This window comes from Thermocatellispora tengchongensis (genome assembly GCF_014202315.1).
GTDB lineage: Bacteria > Actinomycetota > Actinomycetes > Streptosporangiales > Streptosporangiaceae > Thermocatellispora > Thermocatellispora tengchongensis.
Genome location: NZ_JACHGN010000034.1, coordinates 1 through 18,013, shown reverse-complemented (window position 1 = coordinate 18,013; position 18,013 = coordinate 1). Strand labels below are relative to the sequence as shown.

Annotated in this window: 18 protein-coding genes, 1 tRNA gene and 1 pseudogene; 3 read left to right on the top strand and 17 right to left on the bottom strand. The window is 64.0% G+C overall.

Going from position 1 to position 18,013, the window contains the following annotated elements:
- Window positions 1-111: 111 nt before the first annotated feature.
- Together HNP84_RS47245 and HNP84_RS47240 are read right to left on the bottom strand one after the other, a co-directional pair.
- Window positions 112-1,287, bottom strand: coding sequence for a hypothetical protein (locus HNP84_RS47245; RefSeq protein ID WP_185056690.1), 1,176 nt, complete (start codon window positions 1,285-1,287; stop codon window positions 112-114).
- Between the two features lie 231 nt (window positions 1,288-1,518).
- Window positions 1,519-2,010 carry a YajQ family cyclic di-GMP-binding protein gene (locus HNP84_RS47240; RefSeq protein ID WP_185056689.1) on the bottom strand — a complete coding sequence of 164 codons (492 nt, stop codon included), beginning with the start codon at window positions 2,008-2,010 and terminating at the stop codon, window positions 1,519-1,521.
- 151 nt (window positions 2,011-2,161) lie between these two features.
- Between HNP84_RS47240 and HNP84_RS47235 the strand changes: the two genes are divergently transcribed.
- Window positions 2,162-2,246: transfer RNA gene (locus tag HNP84_RS47235), tRNA-Tyr, on the top strand.
- 223 nt (window positions 2,247-2,469) lie between these two features.
- Here HNP84_RS47235 and HNP84_RS47230 read toward each other — a convergent pair.
- From HNP84_RS47230 to HNP84_RS47180, 11 genes are all read right to left on the bottom strand, one after another.
- Entirely contained in the window at window positions 2,470-3,405 is a 936-nt protein-coding gene (locus HNP84_RS47230) for a tyrosine-type recombinase/integrase (RefSeq protein WP_246519538.1), read from the bottom strand.
- 454 nt (window positions 3,406-3,859) lie between these two features.
- Window positions 3,860-4,051 carry a helix-turn-helix transcriptional regulator gene (locus HNP84_RS47225; RefSeq protein WP_185056688.1) on the bottom strand — a complete coding sequence of 64 codons (192 nt, stop codon included), beginning with the start codon at window positions 4,049-4,051 and terminating at the stop codon, window positions 3,860-3,862.
- Window positions 4,048-5,640, bottom strand: a complete 1,593-nt coding sequence (locus tag HNP84_RS47220) for a replication initiator (RefSeq protein ID WP_185056687.1) — start codon at window positions 5,638-5,640, stop codon at window positions 4,048-4,050. Before HNP84_RS47220 ends, HNP84_RS47225 begins: the two co-directional genes overlap by 4 nt.
- Window positions 5,634-5,786 carry a hypothetical protein gene (locus HNP84_RS47215; RefSeq protein ID WP_185056686.1) on the bottom strand — a complete coding sequence of 51 codons (153 nt, stop codon included), beginning with the start codon at window positions 5,784-5,786 and terminating at the stop codon, window positions 5,634-5,636. The genes HNP84_RS47220 and HNP84_RS47215 overlap by 7 nt, the downstream gene beginning before the upstream one ends.
- The gene (locus HNP84_RS47210; RefSeq protein WP_185056685.1) at window positions 5,783-7,207 is read right to left on the bottom strand and encodes an FtsK/SpoIIIE domain-containing protein; all 1,425 of its coding nucleotides are present in this window, start codon (window positions 7,205-7,207) and stop codon (window positions 5,783-5,785) included. The genes HNP84_RS47215 and HNP84_RS47210 overlap by 4 nt, the downstream gene beginning before the upstream one ends.
- A gap of 88 nt (window positions 7,208-7,295) precedes the next feature.
- On the bottom strand, window positions 7,296-7,511 hold the full coding sequence (locus HNP84_RS47205; RefSeq protein WP_185056684.1) for a hypothetical protein: 216 nt from the start codon (window positions 7,509-7,511) through the stop codon (window positions 7,296-7,298).
- Window positions 7,511-7,924 carry a plasmid replication, integration and excision activator gene (locus HNP84_RS47200; RefSeq protein WP_185056683.1) on the bottom strand — a complete coding sequence of 138 codons (414 nt, stop codon included), beginning with the start codon at window positions 7,922-7,924 and terminating at the stop codon, window positions 7,511-7,513. Before HNP84_RS47200 ends, HNP84_RS47205 begins: the two co-directional genes overlap by 1 nt.
- A gap of 116 nt (window positions 7,925-8,040) precedes the next feature.
- Complete coding sequence (locus HNP84_RS47195; protein ID WP_185056682.1) at window positions 8,041-8,757, bottom strand: GntR family transcriptional regulator; 717 nt, start codon at window positions 8,755-8,757, stop codon at window positions 8,041-8,043.
- A 42-nt stretch (window positions 8,758-8,799) separates the two neighbouring features.
- Complete coding sequence (locus HNP84_RS47190) at window positions 8,800-9,465, bottom strand: hypothetical protein (RefSeq protein WP_185056681.1); 666 nt, start codon at window positions 9,463-9,465, stop codon at window positions 8,800-8,802.
- A gap of 50 nt (window positions 9,466-9,515) precedes the next feature.
- Window positions 9,516-9,869, bottom strand: a complete 354-nt coding sequence (locus HNP84_RS47185; protein ID WP_185056680.1) for a hypothetical protein — start codon at window positions 9,867-9,869, stop codon at window positions 9,516-9,518.
- Entirely contained in the window at window positions 9,866-10,198 is a 333-nt protein-coding gene (locus HNP84_RS47180) for a hypothetical protein (protein WP_185056679.1), read from the bottom strand. Before HNP84_RS47180 ends, HNP84_RS47185 begins: the two co-directional genes overlap by 4 nt.
- Before the next feature lie 205 nt (window positions 10,199-10,403).
- On the opposite strand from HNP84_RS47180, the gene HNP84_RS47175 reads away from it, so the two are divergent.
- Window positions 10,404-11,621 carry a helix-turn-helix domain-containing protein gene (locus HNP84_RS47175; protein ID WP_185056678.1) on the top strand — a complete coding sequence of 406 codons (1,218 nt, stop codon included), beginning with the start codon at window positions 10,404-10,406 and terminating at the stop codon, window positions 11,619-11,621.
- Between the two features lie 6 nt (window positions 11,622-11,627).
- On the opposite strand, the gene HNP84_RS47170 is transcribed toward HNP84_RS47175, so the two are convergent.
- Complete coding sequence (locus tag HNP84_RS47170) at window positions 11,628-12,188, bottom strand: NUDIX hydrolase (protein WP_185056677.1); 561 nt, start codon at window positions 12,186-12,188, stop codon at window positions 11,628-11,630.
- Window positions 12,189-12,902: 714 nt separating this feature from the next.
- On the opposite strand from HNP84_RS47170, the gene HNP84_RS47165 reads away from it, so the two are divergent.
- Window positions 12,903-13,931: a hypothetical protein gene (locus tag HNP84_RS47165; protein WP_185056676.1), complete on the top strand. Its 1,029-nt coding sequence runs from the start codon at window positions 12,903-12,905 to the stop codon at window positions 13,929-13,931.
- 1,229 nt (window positions 13,932-15,160) lie between these two features.
- Here HNP84_RS47165 and HNP84_RS54445 read toward each other — a convergent pair.
- The 3 genes and pseudogenes from HNP84_RS54445 to HNP84_RS47155 form a co-directional block, all read right to left on the bottom strand.
- A pseudogene (locus HNP84_RS54445) lies at window positions 15,161-15,325 on the bottom strand (tyrosine-type recombinase/integrase); the annotation flags it as partial.
- Window positions 15,326-15,718: 393 nt separating this feature from the next.
- Entirely contained in the window at window positions 15,719-16,360 is a 642-nt protein-coding gene (locus HNP84_RS56985; protein ID WP_185056675.1) for an RloB family protein, read from the bottom strand.
- Window positions 16,360-17,637 (bottom strand): AAA family ATPase, encoded by a 1,278-nt coding sequence (locus tag HNP84_RS47155; protein ID WP_185056674.1) that lies wholly within the window; start codon window positions 17,635-17,637, stop codon window positions 16,360-16,362. Before HNP84_RS47155 ends, HNP84_RS56985 begins: the two co-directional genes overlap by 1 nt.
- Window positions 17,638-18,013 lie beyond the last annotated feature (376 nt).

Here is an 18,013-nt window from a genome sequence, read left to right as displayed (position 1 = left end):
GGCGGTAAGCCGGTGTTATGGGTGTTTCGCAATGGTTGCGGTGAGATGTCATCTTCAGTCGCCCTTTGGCGGGGAGTCAATACGCTAATGCGTATTACCAAGGGCGCTTGATCACCGTCCGGGCTCCTCCTCCTGCCAGGTCGCCTCCGAGCACCGGACCCGGGCGGCCTCGTGCGGCTCGGCGTCGCGCACGACGTACCAGTTCATGCGGCGGTTGCGGCGGTCGGCGCGCAGGATCGTCACGATGCCCGAGACATAGATCTGGCGGGTGTACGGGTCGCGGGCGTGCACCGTCCGATCCACCAGGAGGTTCCCGTCGAACGGCTCACCGTCGATGATCTCGTCCTCCCAGCGCCAGAGGCGCCGGCTGGTCCCGGGATACAGGCGCTCGACGCCGCGCTGCTGGTAGGGCATGGAGAACTCCGGGACGCGACGGGGATTCAGCGCCTCGGCGATGAGCTCGCCGTCGGCGAGTTCCCGCAGCCGCTCCTCCTGGACGTGGGGCTCCCACCCCTCGAAACCATGCGGCAGCGCCTCCCTCTGCACGGCCCGCCCGTAGTAGCGGTCGATGTAGCGGTCACGGAAGCGGCCGGGGCGCTTCTGGAGGTCGGCGATGAGCTCGGCGGTGATGGGCGTGTCATCGGCGACATCCACACCCTGCTCGCGAAGCCAGTCGTGCACGGTGACGCCCTGGCGCGCGAGCCGCGCCTGCGTCCGGCGTAACTGATCGTCGAACGCGCCCGGCCGCATGGCCGCCCACTCCTGGGCGGTGGAGACGGGAACGGGCACCCGGCGGGGCTCCAGCGGCGGAGCCCGCAGCTCGGGCGGCAGAGGCAGCGGAACGTACTCCTCGGGCATCCGGATGATGCGCTCCATGGCCCGCATGTGCTTGAGCGGATCGAACGCGTCGCGGATCGGCCAGAACCGCAGCAGCCACCGCTCATCAGCAGCGTCCTCACCACCGACGCCGCCCTCACCGTCCACCTGGACATGCGCGGTCACGCCGTACTCGAAGTACGGCGGGCCGATGAGGAAGTCGTGGCCCCGCTCGTCCATCATGGCGACCAGATGGACCACTCCACTGTCGGCCACGAACGTCGACTCCTCGACCGGCTCCCACGACCCGTCAGGCCGCGCCGGCTCCGCGTCCCACGCCTCCATCCGGACCGCGGCGGTGAAGTGATAGCCCTCCGGGCTGGTGAACCGGGACAGGTCGGTCCCCCCGAGGGTGAAATGTCCGTATTGAACGTACAGCTCATCGTCAATGCCGCGAAGCAGGCGCGCCATGGTGTCCTTCGATCGACTCGGTGGGGCGATGATCGAAGGCAGCATGCCGTACAGGACCGACAGTAGTGGCCCGGGGCACAGGGAAAGCCGCGCCCCCACATGGGCAGCGCGCTCGGCCGTGTGCCCCGATGCCCCCTCCACGCCCGCGGTCCCGCAACCGCAGCGGTTGGTTGCCGTTGCCCCGGATCGCGCCCACCACGCCCGCGGGCCCGCTACCGCGGCCGGGTGCCGCTACCGGTAGTTGGTGAACTGCAGCGCGATGTCGAGGTCCTTGCTCTTGAGCAGCGCGATGACCTCCTGCAGGTCGTCCTTCTTCTTCGAGCTGACCCGCAGCTCCTCGCCCTGGATCTGAGCCTTCACGCCCTTCGGCCCCTCATCCCGGACGATCTTGGAGATCTTCTTGGCGTGCTCCTGGTCGATGCCCTCCTTGAGCCCGACCATGAGCCGGTACTCCTTGCCGGACAACTTGGGCTCGCCGGCGTCCAGCACCTTGAGCGACAGCCCGCGCTTGATCAGCTTCTCCTTGAAGACATCGAGTACGGCGTTCGCCCGCTCCTCGCTGTTGGCCTTGATCTCGATGTCCTTCTGGCCCGACCAGGCGATGCTCGCCCCGGTGCCCTTGAAGTCGAACCGGTGCCCGACCTCCTTGACCGTCTGATTCAGCGCGTTGTCGACCTCTTGCCGGTCGATCTTGCTGACGATGTCGAAACTCGAATCGGCCATCGATGTAGGTGTCCTCTCTGCGTCGCCTCCGACCTTAGCGACCCCGGACAGGCGAGGTACGGACGTCCCACCCCACCGCACTCATCCAGTGTCACGACCACCCCCGAAGTCCGCTATTCTTCTACCTGTCACCGCCGCAAGCGGACGACAAGGCAGGTTGCCCGAGTGGCCAAAGGGAGCGGTCTGTAAAACCGTCGGCTCAGCCTACCCAGGTTCGAACCCTGGACCTGCCACCAGCAGAACCCCAGCTCAGAGGCCCTACGGGGCCTCTTCTGGTTTCCGGGCACATGCAGCCAGAGGCAGCCGAGAGCCGCCGCTTGTCACCGGTCCCGGAATATACCCGGAATGGATCATGGGTGTTCTCCCAGGTCGGCGCCCATGATCCGGAGTGAGACGGGCCCCAAACGACGGAGAGCCCCGGAGATCATCCGGGGCTCTCGCCATCTCTTGGAGCAGGTTTTACGCGACAAGAGCGTTCTCTATCCGCTGATTCACGATCTCGTCCTGGCCGTCGATGCACTTGGCGTAGACCCGCAGCAGGACGTCCACGCCATGCCCCGCCCTGACCGCGACCTCCGGGGCCGGGACGCCGCCGTTGAGCCACAGCGAGACGGCCGCGTGCCGGAGGTCGTACGGCCGGCGAGCCAGGGGAGAGGCGACCTGGGCGGGGGACAGCGCCAGCGTCCGGGCTTCCTGCCATACCTCGGTGTAGGCCGTCGAGGCGACGACCCCGCCGCGCTCGCTGCGGAACAGCCGCCCGTCAGGAGCCACCCCGAACTCTTCGATGTGCTGGCGGAGAATCTTCACCAGCTCCGGAGGGATGGGGACGACCCGAACGTCATCCTCACCGCGATGCTTGAGTCCTCTCTGTTCGTGCGCGTCTCCGGTGTCCGTCCACTTCCGATTGACCTCGGGACGGGAGACGTCGAGCGTCAGGCGCCCCCAGCCCTGGGCCGGGAGGTGGCAGTCCTGCTTGCGCAGGCTCACCGCCTCACCGGGCCGCAGGGCCGCGAAGTACATGCAGGCGAACATCGCCATGAGCCGTTGCCCGCGGCCCCGCCTGCCTCTCCCGCGCTTGCCCACGTAGGTCACCGCGGTCAGCAGTTCCCGCGCCTGTCGCGGATTGACGACCACACGTGGGTCTACCGTCTCAGTGGTCTTGGGCGGCTTCCACTTCACGCGGTGCAGTGGGTTGGACGGCAACTCCTCCAGTTCCACCGCGTATTCGAGGACGTGATGGAAGACCGCCCGCTTGCGCTTCACCGTGTTCGCTGCGGCCTTCCTGCCGTCGAGGCGAAGAGTCAGCGCGTCGAGAGCGGAGCGTACGACCTTGGTCTCACTGAGGGCAGCCAAGTCGAGGGACGCGGACTCCAGCCAGCGAAGCACCTTGGCCATGCTCGCCGGAGTCGCCGGCCGCTTGTCCTGGGGGAGAAGCGCGTGTTCTCGCAACGCCTTTCGCAGGGTCTTCGCGTCCGGGCGGCCAGGAGCGTCCTTGGTGAGCGCAGGGAGAACCGTAGACAGGGCGTCCGACATGCTGTCGCGGCTCTTGGAAGCCGCGTGAGGCCACTTCATCTCCACGTAGGCCGTGACGAACTCGAAGACTGTACGGGCTTTCTTGGCCTTTAGCATCGATACCGGAAGGCCCGTCTCGATATCGAACGGCTCCCGTCCTTGGCCGCCTGCCGAAGATCGGACAGCCAGTTCTTGGCCTGAGCGGACTTGGCGTAGGTCTTGGACCTCTCCCGCCCGGCCACCGTCCAACGCACCGTGTAGGAGATTGCCTTACCCGGGCTCGTGGCCGACTTGTTCGCCCGGATCTCCCAGAACCTCACGTGATACGAGGTGCCGTTCACGATGCCTCCCGGAGGGATTCGAGCCAGCGTGTCAGCTCGCTGCGGTAGATGCGGATCTCGCCGTTAGGGAGCCTGATTCCACGGGGTGCGTGGCCGATCTCTCGCCAGCGGTAGAAGGTGCGGCGGGAAACGCCGCCGAGTTCGTCGAGGACCTGGGCGACGGTCAGCAACTCGTCTCGCTTGCTCACGCCGCCTCCCCAGTTGCCGAAGGATCTTGGCCGGTCGCGTGCGCCTCCAACTCGGCGAGGTGGTTGCGCCAGCGCTGGCGCTGGTGGACCGAGCGCAGGAGTCGTACGGCCAGCGGCGGCACGCTCGCATCCCCCTCGGGCACCATGCGCCAGATGTAGCGGGTGGGGTCGGTCGGCTCGTCCTGGACGCCGAGCGCTTCCAGGACCCAGGTGCGCCGGTCCTGCCGGTGTTCGGCGAGGGTCTTGTTGGACCACTTGCGCGAGACCAGGACGCGCCGTCCGGCGTAGCCGAGGTGTTCTGGGCTGTGCGCCTTGCTCCGACAGCGGCCCGGAGTCATGCCCGGCTTGGCGCCCTTGGGCTGGACGCCGTAGCGCAGCCAGTTCGGGCAGGCCGGCGAGCACGGCTCGTACCGCAGCGCCTCGACCAGGCGGGCGGCATGCTCGCGATGCTCGGTGGTGTCGAGAGCATCGCCGAGGCTCTTGGTCAGGTACTTGCTCAGGTAGCGGATGCGGTGGTCGGCGTCGGGCGTGCCAGCCAGCACGCCCTGTATGTCGAGCTGCGAGCCGAAGCGGATCACGTGCAGCGGTTCGGCGTCGTCATCGGCGTCGAGCCGGTCGAGCGCCTCATCCCAGGTGGGCAGGACCTCGCCCGTGTCCGGATCGAGGTAGCCGACGCCATCCGCCCAGACCGGTAGGTGCTCGCCATCGAACACGACCCGATCAGCCGGGGGCCACCACACTTGGTGGTACGTGGCCGCGACGATCTGCCGGATCTCCGCACGGGGCAGGGTGCCGCGGATCGCCATGTGCAGGTGCGGGGCGAGCCGCTTCTGTTCCTCCACGCTGGCGAAGTACTGCACGTCATAACCCGCCACGCGGCGGAGGTTCTGCACGAACCGATCGATCAGCTTGCCGAAGTGCAGCGCGTCCCGAGCCGCGCGCCGGTAGTCGTAGGCGTCCGGATCGACCGGCGCCCCGTTCCGGATCTTGCCGTAGGACGGCAGGGTCAGGGTGATGAAGAGCGATGGCCGGTAGACCTCGCCGTCAGAGCTGGTGAATGTCCGCCCGAGCGTGGTGTTGGTCATGGTCCGCTTGGGCAGGTCCGGTACGTCTTGGCGGCGCCGGGTCGTACGAGTCCGCTTGGCAGCGATCCGGCCCAGGACGTTGCCCCGCATCCCGGCTTGGTTGATCTCCTCATCAATGCCGCGGATGGCCGAGTCGTAGTCGGAGGTGTCCTCACCGGCCTGGTCGGCGGCGTCTCGCGCGGCCTGGACGTCGGCGCGGAACTCCACCAGCCAGCGCTGATCTTCATTCGGCTCGTCCGGGGTGATGGCCGGTTCGGTGGCCAGGTGCCAGCCCTCGCGGCACTGCGCCATGCGGAGCAGCCGGTTGCGTTTGGCACAGGACGGGCACTTGGCCTCCAGCGTCGCCCCGCACGGCAGGTCGATGTCCTCACTCGCTCCGGTGTGGGTGTCCAGCCTGCGCACTAGGACCGGGCGGATGCAGACGCCGTACTGCTTGGCGACCTCTTCGGCCACGTCCCGCGCCAGGGGCTTGCGCTGATGGGCCGCGCGGGTGGTGTTCACCATGCGTCCTCCTCGCTGTCGAGGAGGTAGGCCCGCGCGCCGCACTCGTAGCACTCTGCCAGGTCCCACACCGGGTCCACCCACAGCGTGTCCAGCGCGCCGCAGGAGGCGCAGTGCAGCCCTTCCAGGAGGTAGGCCCGCCTGTTCACGCCGCCTCCATTGAGACGTACGCGGCGACCATGGCGCGGATGTCGGCATCGGAGACGAACGCCGCGCGCACCCGCACCGGGTCCGGGGAGCCCTCCAGCCTCACGTAGCCCACGCCCGCGCCCTGCTCGGGCCGGGAGGAGATCAGGTCCGCGTGCGCGCCGCGATCGCGGGCGCCGTCGCCGAGCACCATGTCCACCTGTTCCGACTCGTCCAGCCGTAGCGCGATCTTGTCGGGGAACAGGTTGCGGATGTTCATGACCTCCTTGCGCGGGTCCTGGAGCGCCGCCAGGACGCCGACGCCGACCGCGCGCCCCTGCGTGGTGAGCGTGGCCAGGGCAGCAGTAATGCGCTGGCGTAGGTGCTTGTCAGGCTGGTAGGCGGTCAGGAACGCCACCTCATCAACGACGAGGAGGATGAACGGGTCATCTACGGTCGGGACGTGTGAGCGCTGCACGCCGGCGAACCGGGCCGCACGTTCCTGCATGACCTTCACCGCCGCTTCCAGCAGCTCGGCGCAGTCTTCCGGGGTGGCGGCGTAGCAGGGGCCGAACAGGTCGCGACCGTAGGACAGTTCCATGAGCTTGGGGTCCAGCGCCCAAACCTCGGCCAGGCCCGCCGCCATCGCCGGGAGCAGGCCCCGGATGATCGACCACAGCCATGAGCCCTTGCCCGAGCCGGTCGCGCCCGCGACCAGGACGTGAGTCCCGTGCACCTTGAGCCGGTATGGCCGTCCGTCCTCGCACGTGCCGATCTCGACCGGTCCGACCTCGCCCACAGTGGGGAGAGGAACCGCGGGCATGGGGACGTCGAGCGGATCGCGCCGAGGGAAGGTCAGGACCAAGCGCCCCGCGCGTGCCGTCGAGACTCGGCACGAGGGAGCGCCGAAGCCATGGGCAATGTGGTCGGTGCGGTCGGTCCAGTCCTTGAGGGACTGGCCGTTGAGCATCTTCACCGACACGACGTCGGCCCAGGACGTGCAGGTGACCTTGCCCAGCCGGGGCAGGTAGTCACGGCCCCGGATGTGCCGTCCGAGACCGGAGACGATCATTACGGGCTGCCAGTGCCGCCGGTAGACCCACACCAGCCGCCACCAGGCCAGCAGCCGAAGGCCGAGCAGCCGGGAGAACGACGCGCGGTGAACCAGCGCCCAGGCCGCGCCGGAGACGACGACCAGGGCGACGACGGCGAGGGACCAGCGCCACCCGTACGCGAGCCACAGCGCACCGGGAGCGAGCGCGACCGGCACTGCGACGGGGTGACGCCACAGCAGGCGCACCAGACCGATGAAGAGTCGCGCCAGGAAGATGAGGATGGTGAGGATCGCGGGGGTTCGGACGACGGCCGGGCGGAAGACCACGGCCGTGTCCGGGGTGGTGGAGACGAGGTTCCGGGTCTCATCTCCGGGCAGTTTCCTGAACATTAGGATCGAGACCTCTCTTGATTTCGCTGTCACGGGAGATCCAGGGGCCGCCGGAAGTTGCCGCTTCCAGCGGCCCCGCTTGCGAAGATCAGGCCGCCTGCTGGTTGTGCAGTCGCTCGCACTCGGCCAGGTAGCGGGCGGTGGCGTTGAAGATGTGCCGGGCCACGGCCACGTCCTGTTCGGTGACCGTTTCGGCCGCGGTGGTGGAGATCGAGACGTGCGCCTCACGGGTGTCGAAGTCGAGGCAGGGGCGGACGTCCTGGACGGTCATGGTGTTGACGTAGGTGTACGGGTCGGCGGTCATCAGGCCGCGTCCTTGCCGCCGGCCGAGTGCTTGGCGGCCGTGCGGGGGGCGCGCATGGTGCGGACCCGGATGGAGTAGGCCAGCCGTCCGACCTGGTTGACGTACGGCGTGACGGTGATGTGGTCGAACTCGACCGGGGTGAACGGCAGTCCGGGCGCCGCCGGCGGGGTGGCGGGCTGGTCGGTGGTGAGGATCTTGACGCTGACGGTCTTCTGCGCGGCCTTCAGGGCCGGGTCGGCGTCCATGACCGCGACCTGCCACACCGGCTCGCCGCTGTTCTTGTCGCGCGCCTGGACGAACCGCTCCTTGGTGGAGGCGTCGAAGTCCTTGACCTTCTCGACCTCGCCGACGATGAAGCAGCCGTAGGGGAACAGCATGTCGAAGGTGACGGGGATGGGACCTTGCAGGGCCATAGGGCTTCCTTCCGGGGAGACGATCCTCATTCGGTCGTCCACTTGTCCGATTGAGTTAAGCGTACGCGCCTGCAACTTGTCCGCACAAGTGGTTGAGCCGGTGAGGTGGGTAAGACTTACCTCACCGGATAGACATCCTCAAGCTCGTGAAGGTCGCCAGGCAGGGCCACGCTCATCACCATGAGCACGACGCCGGCCGGGTCGTGCACCGTCGCCAGCACGCCCATGACCGGGCCGGACGAGCCGAGCAACTCCGCTTCCTGCTCGGTCGCGTTGCGCGCGGTCAGCCGCTCGGTGACGTGATCGAAGCGGACGTGCTTGACCGCCTGGAGGTGGTGACGGACACCGCGCGCCAAGGGCTCAGGCTTCTCCAGGTCCGTATCGAGCGCAACTTCCAGCGGGAACCACAACGTCTCCACCGCCGACAGCCGCCCGCCCTGCCGCGCCACACGTTGCCGCGTCACGACCGGCGTACCTTCGGGGACGCCCAGCAGTCGCGCCACATGCCGGGGGGCCGGGCCGCGCCCCGCATGCGTCACCGTGTCGCCACTCTCGGGCTGCTCGGCGACCGCCAGGCCGGGCCGGACGCGATCCGCCGGACTCTCCGGGCGCCCCTTTACGAACGAGCCGCGCCCGTGCTCGCGCTCAATCCACCCCTGCATGGCGAGGGTCTGCAACGCGCGCACGACCGTGGTACGCCCCACGCCCAACTCGCGGACAAGCTGAGTCTCAGACGGCAGCATGTCGCCAGGGGCGTACTGGCCGGCCTCGATCTTCTGCTGGATCGCCGACATGACTTGGATGTACTTCGGGGGGGCGTAGTCCATGCCCATATCGTCCGCCCAATCACTCTTGCGCTTGTCCGCATAAGTAGACTAGCGCGAATCGGCGCAGGTGTCAGGAAGGCGAATGCGCTCAACGCAGGCGGGACAGGAACGCTCAAGATCAGGGCTGAACGGTGGCGACCAGCCCGCGATCAGGATCGGACGCACACGCATACCGCACAGCGAGACCGTTGTCTCACCCGCCGCCGTCGCGTGGCGCATCACTCCACCCGCGCTCGCCGTCATGCCCGTCCCCGTGATGGCCGGAGCCGCCGCCTCCTCTACGCGCGCGATATGCAGATCATCGACATGGAGGTTCCAGCGCCGTACGCCGTGAAGCGCTCGGGGCGGATTGTCGAGTTCCACGATGGCGTACTCATGATCGCGGCACATCCGCACGATCACGCCTTGTTGCCCAAGGAGTTGGTTCTCGTACGCGCACACCCATGTGTGGCTGTGCCGCAGCCTCACGATCGTGGCCCGATCACCGGCCCGAGGGCGCCGCAGCGTCTTCCCCTCCGGGATCTCCGGCTCGATCACTTGCAGCCCGCCGACATGAAGCGAGCGATGGCGTCGCCGACGGGGCGGCAACTGATCACTGAGCAACTCCACTTCGACGTACTCACCGACGGTGGGCACGAACATGACCCGCGCATCCTGCCCGAGCAGCCACGTCGCGCGATTCCGCACGTTATACCGCTCATGATCGAGCGTCACGACCCGCACCACGTCTCCGACCCGAACACCCCGTTCGGTCCCATCCGCCATCAAATCGCACCCCCGACAGAAGGGTTGACTTCAGGCCCAACAGCGGACGTGACTCGCAGGGCCGTATTGCGCAGATCCGCCAAGCGGAACGCGACCCGTCGCGCCGCCCGCTCCGGATCGGTCACCGAATGCCAGGCATAGCTGTATCGCCGCGTCCGGGCGTTCCAGTCCAGCCGCCACCAGAAGTACTGGCCATCAGTCCACACGAGCAGATCCGTCCAGACCGGCACCACCGCCAGGCCATATCCGCCGATGACCTCGCCACCGACCCCAAGTGCCTTCAGCTCATCCAGCAACCACCAGGCCGCGATCAGGGCCGCATCCGCGCCCGAGTAGGACGCCGCGCCGTTCACAACTCCGCCCGCGTGAAGCGCACCGAGCCCGCCAGGTCCAGCACCGCAGTGAAGACCAGCTCACGCCGCCAGTCGTCAACCGGCGCCCCGAACTCGTAGGTCCGCCGCGTGATCCGCCCCCATGCCCCCTCACGCGGCTCGGTCCGCCGCAGGGCGTTGCGCAGCTCGTCCATCGCGGTCGCCTGACCGGAGTTCGCACCGGACGCGCTCACCCGCTCCTCGCCACCCTCGGCCGGGAGAAGCACCTCCCAGTCGAACATCTCCAACGTCGGCGCCGGCCCGTCGCAATAGAGACAGTCCTCCCGCGACGAGGTGGCCGTGCCCAGCATCGACGCCGCCACGTAGCCCCGACGTGTGACGATCTTCCACCCGCGACCGCCGCATGCATCGCACCTAACCGGTTCTGTCATGCAGGAAAGCATCCGCACGCAAACCGCTTGGCTCTATTCCTCACGCATATTCCCCTGAGGCATATAGAGTTTCAGCACTAGCACGTCGCACAACCTCACGGACGAGACCACCCGGAGGTACGACTTGCGTGAGCAGGCTTTCGAACCGATCAAGATTCCCGACGAGGTATGGGAGCGGGAGCAAACGCGCGAAGTTCTCAAACGTCGCGACATTCCCGGATTGTTCGAGCTTGCCAGGAAGTACGCCGGCGCCAGCCAGGCCCGCATAGGCGCCGCAACCGGCATCTCCCAGGGCCGGATCAGCCGCTACATGCGCGGATTGATCCAGGTCACCGAGCTAGAGGTCTACGAGCGCATCGCCACAGGACTCGGCCTGCCCGACCACGCCCGAACCCTCTTCGGCGTAGGCGCAACGCACACCGACGCATTCGACGGAGCCGACGACCACGAGCAACGCCAGCAGCACGAGGAATTGACCGCGCGATTGGACGCCGCCGCGTCCATCGACTCCACCATGGTCGCCATCCTCAACGTCGATACCAACAATCTCCGCCTAATGGACCGAAAACTCGGCGCCGTGGCCATTGCGGACAAAATGCGCGCACAAAGCAACCAGGTAGCACGTGCACTACACCACGCTGTGCGGCCCGGAATCCGCGCCAAACTCGCCCATATCCTCGCCGAGACCGCCTCACTCGCCGGATGGCAGGCCATCGACATGTGCGGCCTGTCGGATGCATGGCAGCACTACGAACGCGCCAAGAGCGCCGCCCGCGAAGCCGACGACCCCGCCGTACTCGCCTACGTCTCCGGCGAACAGGCGTACGTCCTGGCCGACCTCGGCCGACCGGCCGAAGCCACTGAGCTACTCCAGTACGTCCATGCCACCTACCGCAGCCGCATCCCCGCACTCACCCGCACATGGCTGTCAGCCGCGGAAGCCGAACTCGCCGCCATCCTCGGCGACGAGAAGACCTGCCGCACCGCCCTGGACCAGGCCGCTACCCTGCTCGGCGACAACGGCCACGACCCCGCCATGCCCTACATCTCACTCAACACGGCCCACCTCGCCCGCTGGCGCGGAAGCTGCCTCCTCCACTTCGGCGACCCCGACACCGCCGAAGACCTCCGCTCCGCCCTCGCCGGCATGGACGGCACCTACAACCGCGCCGAAGCCGGAACCCGCTGCGACCTCGCCCACGCCCTACTCGCCGCCGGCGAACCCGAAGCCGCCCTCCCACACATCCACCGCGCCCAGCAGCTCGCCACGATGACCGGCTCCCGCCGCCAGCGCCGCCGCATAGAAGAGGTGGCCCGCCTGACGAAGCGCGCCCTGAGCTAGAAGGGTCTACCCGCGCCCCGAGCCGAGCCGTTCCCGAGCCGCGTATAACCCGATGAGCGTCCCCGAGGTCCAGATGTCCCCCTGAGCGATCATCTGAGGGATCTCCGCCATCGGCACCCACCGGATGAGATCCGCCTCGATCTCCCCGGTCGGCTCCCCGACGAACTCGGCCCCACGCGCCAGGAACAGGCAGTGCTCGGAGTCCACCATGCCCGCCATCGGTTGGTAGGTGACAAGAGGCTCGATCTCTTTGGGCCGATACCCGGTCTCCTCCTCCACCTCCCGCGCAGCGGTGGCAAGCGCGTCCTCGCCGGCCTCGATCAGCCCGCCCGGCAACTCCCACCCCCACCGGTCGAACACGAACCGGTGCCGCCACATCATCAGCACCCGATCCTGCTCATCGAGCACCACCGCAATGGCCGCCCGATCCAGATGCACCACATGATGCTCGAACCGCTCAACCCCCGGGATCTCCACATCGGCCAGCCCCAACCGAATCCACCGGTTGTCATAGACCAGCCGCTCACCATGCACGACCCAACGCGTCCGCTCAGCATCCTCGGTCACACCCGCGAAGCTACCGCCCCACACCCCCGCCGTACACGCGCTTCCAGGTGACACCCGAGATCGTTGCCGAATTACGCTCATAAGGATCAAGGCGGCGGCGTGCCGCGCCGCCGCACCTCGGCCCGCCGCCCGCACGCCGACCGGGCATGCGGCCTGGAGGCCGGTCCCGGTCGGCGGCGGGACTCTGGGCCGCGCGCCGCATACCGCCGCGCCGTCCTAGTGCTCATGCCGCACCCAACGCCACGCCGCAACCTGAAACTGTCCCACCGATGTTGTACGCACCGAGTTGCTACGGGTTTTCTGTCCCGCTGATCGATTGCGCTGCGGCCATCGGAGCCCATCTAGTCCCGCGAATCGAGATCTTGTAAGGAGCGAAAACATCTTCATTGCTTTCTTGACAGGACCCGAGAGGCAGTCGCGCAAAGGATCGCTAGTGGGCATAGAAGAAAAGCGGCTACGGGCCATGGGACGATGACACAGCTTGCACGAGGCGCATCACAGGCCACAGCTGTCGGCTGCTAACCCTGACGTGACTCTGTGGTCGATCATGGTAGGCATCGACGTGCACTATAGCCATGTCGTACAGACTTGTCCCACTTTAGACCGCACTGCTATAGGCTGCATGGTCGATCTTCTGGCGGTCAAGGTTCGTTCTCGGCCAGTGATCCTCACCATGCACTAGTAAGGTGAGGCCCGGCCGTGTCAAAGTAAGTTATGCCCACGAGCCGGTCCAAGTCTGTTCCGGAAGATCTCCTGCCGGAAGCGCGCGAACTCGCGGACTATCTTAGCTCTTTGTTTGATCAATTGGGAAAGTCGATGCGAGTTTATGCACAAGAAAAATCATTGACCCCTAGAGTTATTTCACACTTCCTTCGCGGGCAACGAATTCCTCCACCTGAATTCGTGTCTTCCTTGTTGAAGGACGCTGCCGATGCTACTAGAGACCCCCTGCCTCCCGAGGAAATCGAGAGAGCACAACAACTGCGATTGAAGGCCGTGCGGGCGAGCACGAATGCTCAGTATGAGCTAGAAGATTTGCGAGCGAGGCTTGAGGTTGCCAATGCACTAAAGGAGCAAGCAGATGAGCGATTGCGGACGCTTGTAGATGTAATAGCATCACTGCATAATGAGGCTGGCATAGTGCGAGAGGAGCACCGAGAATTAGAGGGGCCTCCTGCGCGCAAAGCCATAACCGCAAGAGGACGACTAGAACTAGAGCAGCGCAAGCAGAAGCATGCCTACCTGGTGCGAACCGAAGAAGGCATTGAAGATGAAATTGAACAACTGAATATTAAGCTGAAGGAAGCTCGCGAGGCAAAAGAACGGGCCGAGAAGCGCTGCCAAGATCTTGAAGTTGCGCTGAAGCAAGCTCTGCAGAAGTTTGCCATAATGGGAGGGCTTATCGGACGCCCAAATATAGACCTTCCCGAAAGCATAAAGGACTATATCGACAACCATCGGATTCGCTGGGGCGGTATCATTGGTTGGTTTATAGGACCCTTGACGGCGTACATCTTACCGGCTTACCTCGGTATTATGTATCAACTGGTATTCGATCGGAGTCGACTCCTTCAGATAGCCACATTGATTGGTTTAATCATTCCCATTTGGTTTGCCTATGGGATCAAGCGGCTTGAGCGAGCTGGGGTATCGCGTGTCGCGCATTTGCTCTATACGATAGCGGGAACCGCGATCATCTTCGGCGTCGCTGCCATACTTCCGCGCTATCTTTGGCTGTTCTAAAGTCGAAGTAGCTTTGACGTGGCCGAAGTGTTCGAAGGGACGTAGGGGGCAGGGTATGCGTAACCGCTCTGCTATCGCTCTGTGGGCGCTTGCGTTGGTTGCATTTCCTCTCGTTAGCAATCTCGCAACGAATACCGTAAGCATGCCTATATACTTGGTTCCATGGATTTGGTGCGGCCTGGCCTTGCTGGCAATATTTGCCGCCATGCAGATCTACTTTGATCTATCGGCGATGCGGCGGACAGATCGAAGTGGCTCTGAAAACTCGGATGCCGCCCCGACTACAACGCTGCGCTTTCTGGGAGGTAGGCTAGAAATAAGCAAGCAAAACGTTAAACTGATCAGATGGGGGAGTCGCCCGCTAATTGTTCCTTGGTCCGAAGTAAAGGATATCCATATCGGCGTAGGGGATGATTGGTTGGGTAACTATGCAGACGCCGTAGCTCTGGACAGTTGCTTACTTGTTCAGCCACTTCCTAACTCGTATCTATTAACCACCGATCCAAGCATGTCCGCTTATCGTCCCAAGTTCGACAGGATTCAAATACTCGATCTGGAGCGTGTAGGCATTCCACGCCACGCTGTCGAAGCTGCCCTTTCTCTGCATCGGCCATAATTGCGTTTACGACTCGGATGGCGTTCATGTATCCCACTGCTCAAGTTTCCGCCGATCCATCCTAGATATCAGTAGTCCAGAAGGCCGCCCTCACGATCGGCTGGCTGTGGCCGGTCGCCCAGCATGGCTGGGGGCAATCGACGGTTCAGGGTTTCGTTTCTCAGCCCTAACCCACCGGACGACGTGGCGTAGCGCCGTCGCGAGATACGTGCGGTATAGGGGCCACGAGCCAGGCGTTTCCCTGGGTGCTTCCGAGAACTTCAGGAGCGTGACGCTCTTGGTGGCCGCCGGTCCACTTCTAGTCCCGTGACTCGTCCTCCCCGCTGCTCAAGTATCCCGGCCGAGCCCTCCGAGTCAAGGGCGCCTACGGCGTCGCTTCGCGATCAGCTTCGCTGCCCCTTGACACGGCGGTCTCGTCCTGGGGATCGGCAGCTACGAGGAGGACGGGGGAGAACCAGGGGCCAGCTATGCTCCTCACCGCGGTGACGATTAACGGTGGCAAGCGGTCACTGGCCGCAGCGCCGGCCCCGGGTGGGTGCACCAGGGGAGACGAGACGACACCGTTGGCGAAGTCTCGAAACACACCCAAGATCTCGCCGAGGTTGAGAGGGCCGATGCACTTGGCGTAGACCCGCAGCAGGACGTCTACGCCGTGCCCCGCCCTCCCGGCGACCTCCGGAGCCGGAACGCCACCGTTGAGCCACAGGGAGACGGCGGCGTGCCTCAGGTCATACGGCCGGCGGGCGAGGGGAGAGGCCACCTGGGCGGGGGTGAGCGCCAGCGGAAGCGGCAACTTCCGGCGGCCCCTGGATCTCCTGCGCGCTACCTGGCCGAGTGCGAGCGACTGCACAGCCAGCCGCGTTGAAGATGTGCCGGGCCAAGGCCACGTCCCGTTCGGTCATCAGGGCGACGATGGCGAGGGACCCGTTCCCTGCCGCTCGATCGAGGGCACGCCTCAATTTGGTTGCTCAACTGGCGGGATCGCCCTGTGTTGGAAATCTTGCCCCTTCGCCATTGCAAGAACTTGGTGAATACACGGCCGAAACAGTTCGTACTCACACGACCGAGCCGGCGATCGTCACCGAGATCGATGGAATGGCTCTCCCTTTGGGAGCAGTCTCCGTAGGACGACTAAACTACAGGTCAATCAAGTGATCGCTGTGCCATCAACCTAACAATCAGAACGGCCATCTTGCTGTTCGCCTTCGAGACTCCGTAGGAGTTTATACATCCCGGAAGATGGATTATCGTGTGGAAAGGCGGTGCCATTTCGCTCATGTCTAACATCGAGGCGCTCAGCGTGTCGGCCCGCTTTCCTTCGTAGAGGCATATATACTGCAGGATCGATACTTTTCCCTGTTCGGCCGTCCAAGGAACGGGAAAGGCGCTCCGCAGATGCCGTGTCCAAAAATGCACTACAGTTCTGGTGGTGCAGAATCAGCCATAACTCGAAACATGGATTGGATATGGCAAGACTTACCTCGTTCGCTCTTGCGATATCAATTGCGCGAGCTAGGTTTGGATGATTTTTCGGCCATTCGACATCGAAAAGGCACCAGCACTCATCGACTTCAGGATCGTTTTTGTGCTCTATAGCTCTCTTGACCAGAGTGAGCGGCACGCCTGGCTCGGGATGGATCTGTATGCTCAGTGCAGTGTTTTCGGCTATATGTGGCAGTTTCTTTAAGCCATTTATGTAGTCCGGTTCCGAATTTCGGCCCTCACAAAAGACTATTATCGTACGCAGTTCGGGACGCTTTTCCGGGACCCTTTTGAGCGGCCTGCCACCTCTTTGATGCCTACTTAAAGCCATTAGCCGATTAATCCTAGGGCTCGCAATAAATCGGTCTGATCTACTTGAGGTAGAGCGCCAAACCTGCCGTGGAGATAGGCATTCTCAAGGTTCTGTGATTTACGCACGCGCTCTCCGGCAAAGTCTGCCAATGCGCCGAGGCGGGTAGAGCCATCGGCCTGCTTTTCGGTTAGCCACACTTCGTCCCTGTTTAGATGGTTCAGGAGACTGGTGTCATGCGACGTGAAGATCAGTTGAGCGCCGTGAGGATTAGTTGCCGGGTTATGGAAGATGCGCAGTAATTCCGCCGACAAAGTTGGATGTAGACTTGCGTCTAGCTCGTCGAAGAGAATGAGCGACCCTTGCCGCAGCGCAGTTAGCACGGGGCCGATTAAAGCAAACCATGTCTTCGTCCCTTCTGACTCGACGTTCAAGTCAAACGGTACGCTCTCCTCCGGTGTCTTGTGGAGCAATCGAATTCTGCGTACGGTACGCACCTCTGAGTCGGGATAGCTAACTTCCTCATTATCTATGATTACATCTTCGATGCCGAGGTCTGCTAGGCGCAGCAGCGCCAACGCTTGCTGGCGACTTCCTATGACTCTATCACTGAAGTCCCTATCGGTGAACAGGGAGAGTTGGTCGTTCGGCCCTTCGAACCAGCGAAATGTAGAGCGAGAGTACGAACCTCGGAGCCCCCCACTTATTCTGCGCCTAGGCACATGGCCAAGGTTTTGTATACTTAGAAGTTCTCGTGTAAATTCTGACACCAGTGGCTCATCGAACCGTCGGGCGATCGAGAGTGCCAGTGTTCTAGGCGTCATTAGTTCACGAGTGCCGGATAGATTGCCTAGCCCCCTTTGGAGCTTCAGCTCCAATCCTTCTCGCTCAAATATTCTCCTCCGTTTCTTCTCTGGATAATGAAAAAGGCCCTCGTAAACTACATGTTCGCGATCGACTTCGAGCAAATATTCGAAGCGGACGCCTCGGATGGCAAGCTCGATACCAAATTCACTCGTGGAGGAAGGTCCGTCGCCGAAGGCAAACGGCTCGGTTGGTATCACATCCTCCCAAATGCGCAGAGAGGATCCAACTGCATCGCGTAGCCACGAGAGTGCAGCTACAACGTTTGACTTGCCGGAGGCGTTTGGCCCATAAACCGCCGCAAGAGGCAGGAGGCTTTCTCCGATCAGCGGTATCGGGCGCGCCTCATCACGATCTTGATCGATGGCCACCATCGACAGCTCGACTGGCTCCCGGATGGAGCGATAGTTCGTAGCCCCAAACCTGATCAACATGATCTCACCTTACCCTGCGCTCTCGCTGCTAATACAGGGGCCTGGCCGTAAAGATCGGACGAAATCCAAGCTTTGCGCGCAGCGTGCCTGCATGTAGGTGTCCAGTCGAGCCTCGACGATCTCCAGCTTAAGCCAACCATGCTTGGGACTAGGGTCACCGGAAGATTCTGTTGAGGGAGTCTGGGTGCGATTGTCCTCTTCGTCCCAAGTGTTCACTCTCCGTCGCTCGGGTGCTGGACGAGCTTGTGACCGTGTCACGGGACGAGAAGTTGGAGTGCCGAACTGAGGCTTTTCCAACCTGATCGCGCAGGTCAGCAGGGGTGGGGCCGGGACCGGGTTGGCATGACAAGAGGCTCCCGGTAAGACAGCAGTCGAC

Bases quoted from the DNA above. Each gene is read 5' to 3' on its own strand.
- HNP84_RS47220 (WP_185056687.1), bottom strand. From the start codon at position 5,640: ATGGTGAACACCACCCGCGCGGCCCATCAGCGCAAGCCCCTGGCGCGG.
- HNP84_RS47210 (WP_185056685.1), bottom strand. From the start codon at position 7,207: ATGTTCAGGAAACTGCCCGGAGATGAGACCCGGAACCTCGTCTCCACC.
- HNP84_RS47240 (WP_185056689.1), bottom strand. From the start codon at position 2,010: ATGGCCGATTCGAGTTTCGACATCGTCAGCAAGATCGACCGGCAAGAG.
- HNP84_RS47180 (WP_185056679.1), bottom strand. From the start codon at position 10,198: ATGCTGGGCACGGCCACCTCGTCGCGGGAGGACTGTCTCTATTGCGAC.
- HNP84_RS47165 (WP_185056676.1), top strand. From the start codon at position 12,903: ATGCCCACGAGCCGGTCCAAGTCTGTTCCGGAAGATCTCCTGCCGGAA.
- HNP84_RS56985 (WP_185056675.1), bottom strand. From the start codon at position 16,360: ATGGCTTTAAGTAGGCATCAAAGAGGTGGCAGGCCGCTCAAAAGGGTC.
- HNP84_RS47200 (WP_185056683.1), bottom strand. From the start codon at position 7,924: ATGGCCCTGCAAGGTCCCATCCCCGTCACCTTCGACATGCTGTTCCCC.
- HNP84_RS47205 (WP_185056684.1), bottom strand. From the start codon at position 7,511: ATGACCGCCGACCCGTACACCTACGTCAACACCATGACCGTCCAGGAC.
- HNP84_RS47230 (WP_246519538.1), bottom strand. From the start codon at position 3,405: ATGGCCAAGGTGCTTCGCTGGCTGGAGTCCGCGTCCCTCGACTTGGCT.
- HNP84_RS47155 (WP_185056674.1), bottom strand. From the start codon at position 17,637: ATGTTGATCAGGTTTGGGGCTACGAACTATCGCTCCATCCGGGAGCCA.
- HNP84_RS47195 (WP_185056682.1), bottom strand. From the start codon at position 8,757: ATGGGCATGGACTACGCCCCCCCGAAGTACATCCAAGTCATGTCGGCG.
- HNP84_RS47245 (WP_185056690.1), bottom strand. From the start codon at position 1,287: ATGGCGCGCCTGCTTCGCGGCATTGACGATGAGCTGTACGTTCAATAC.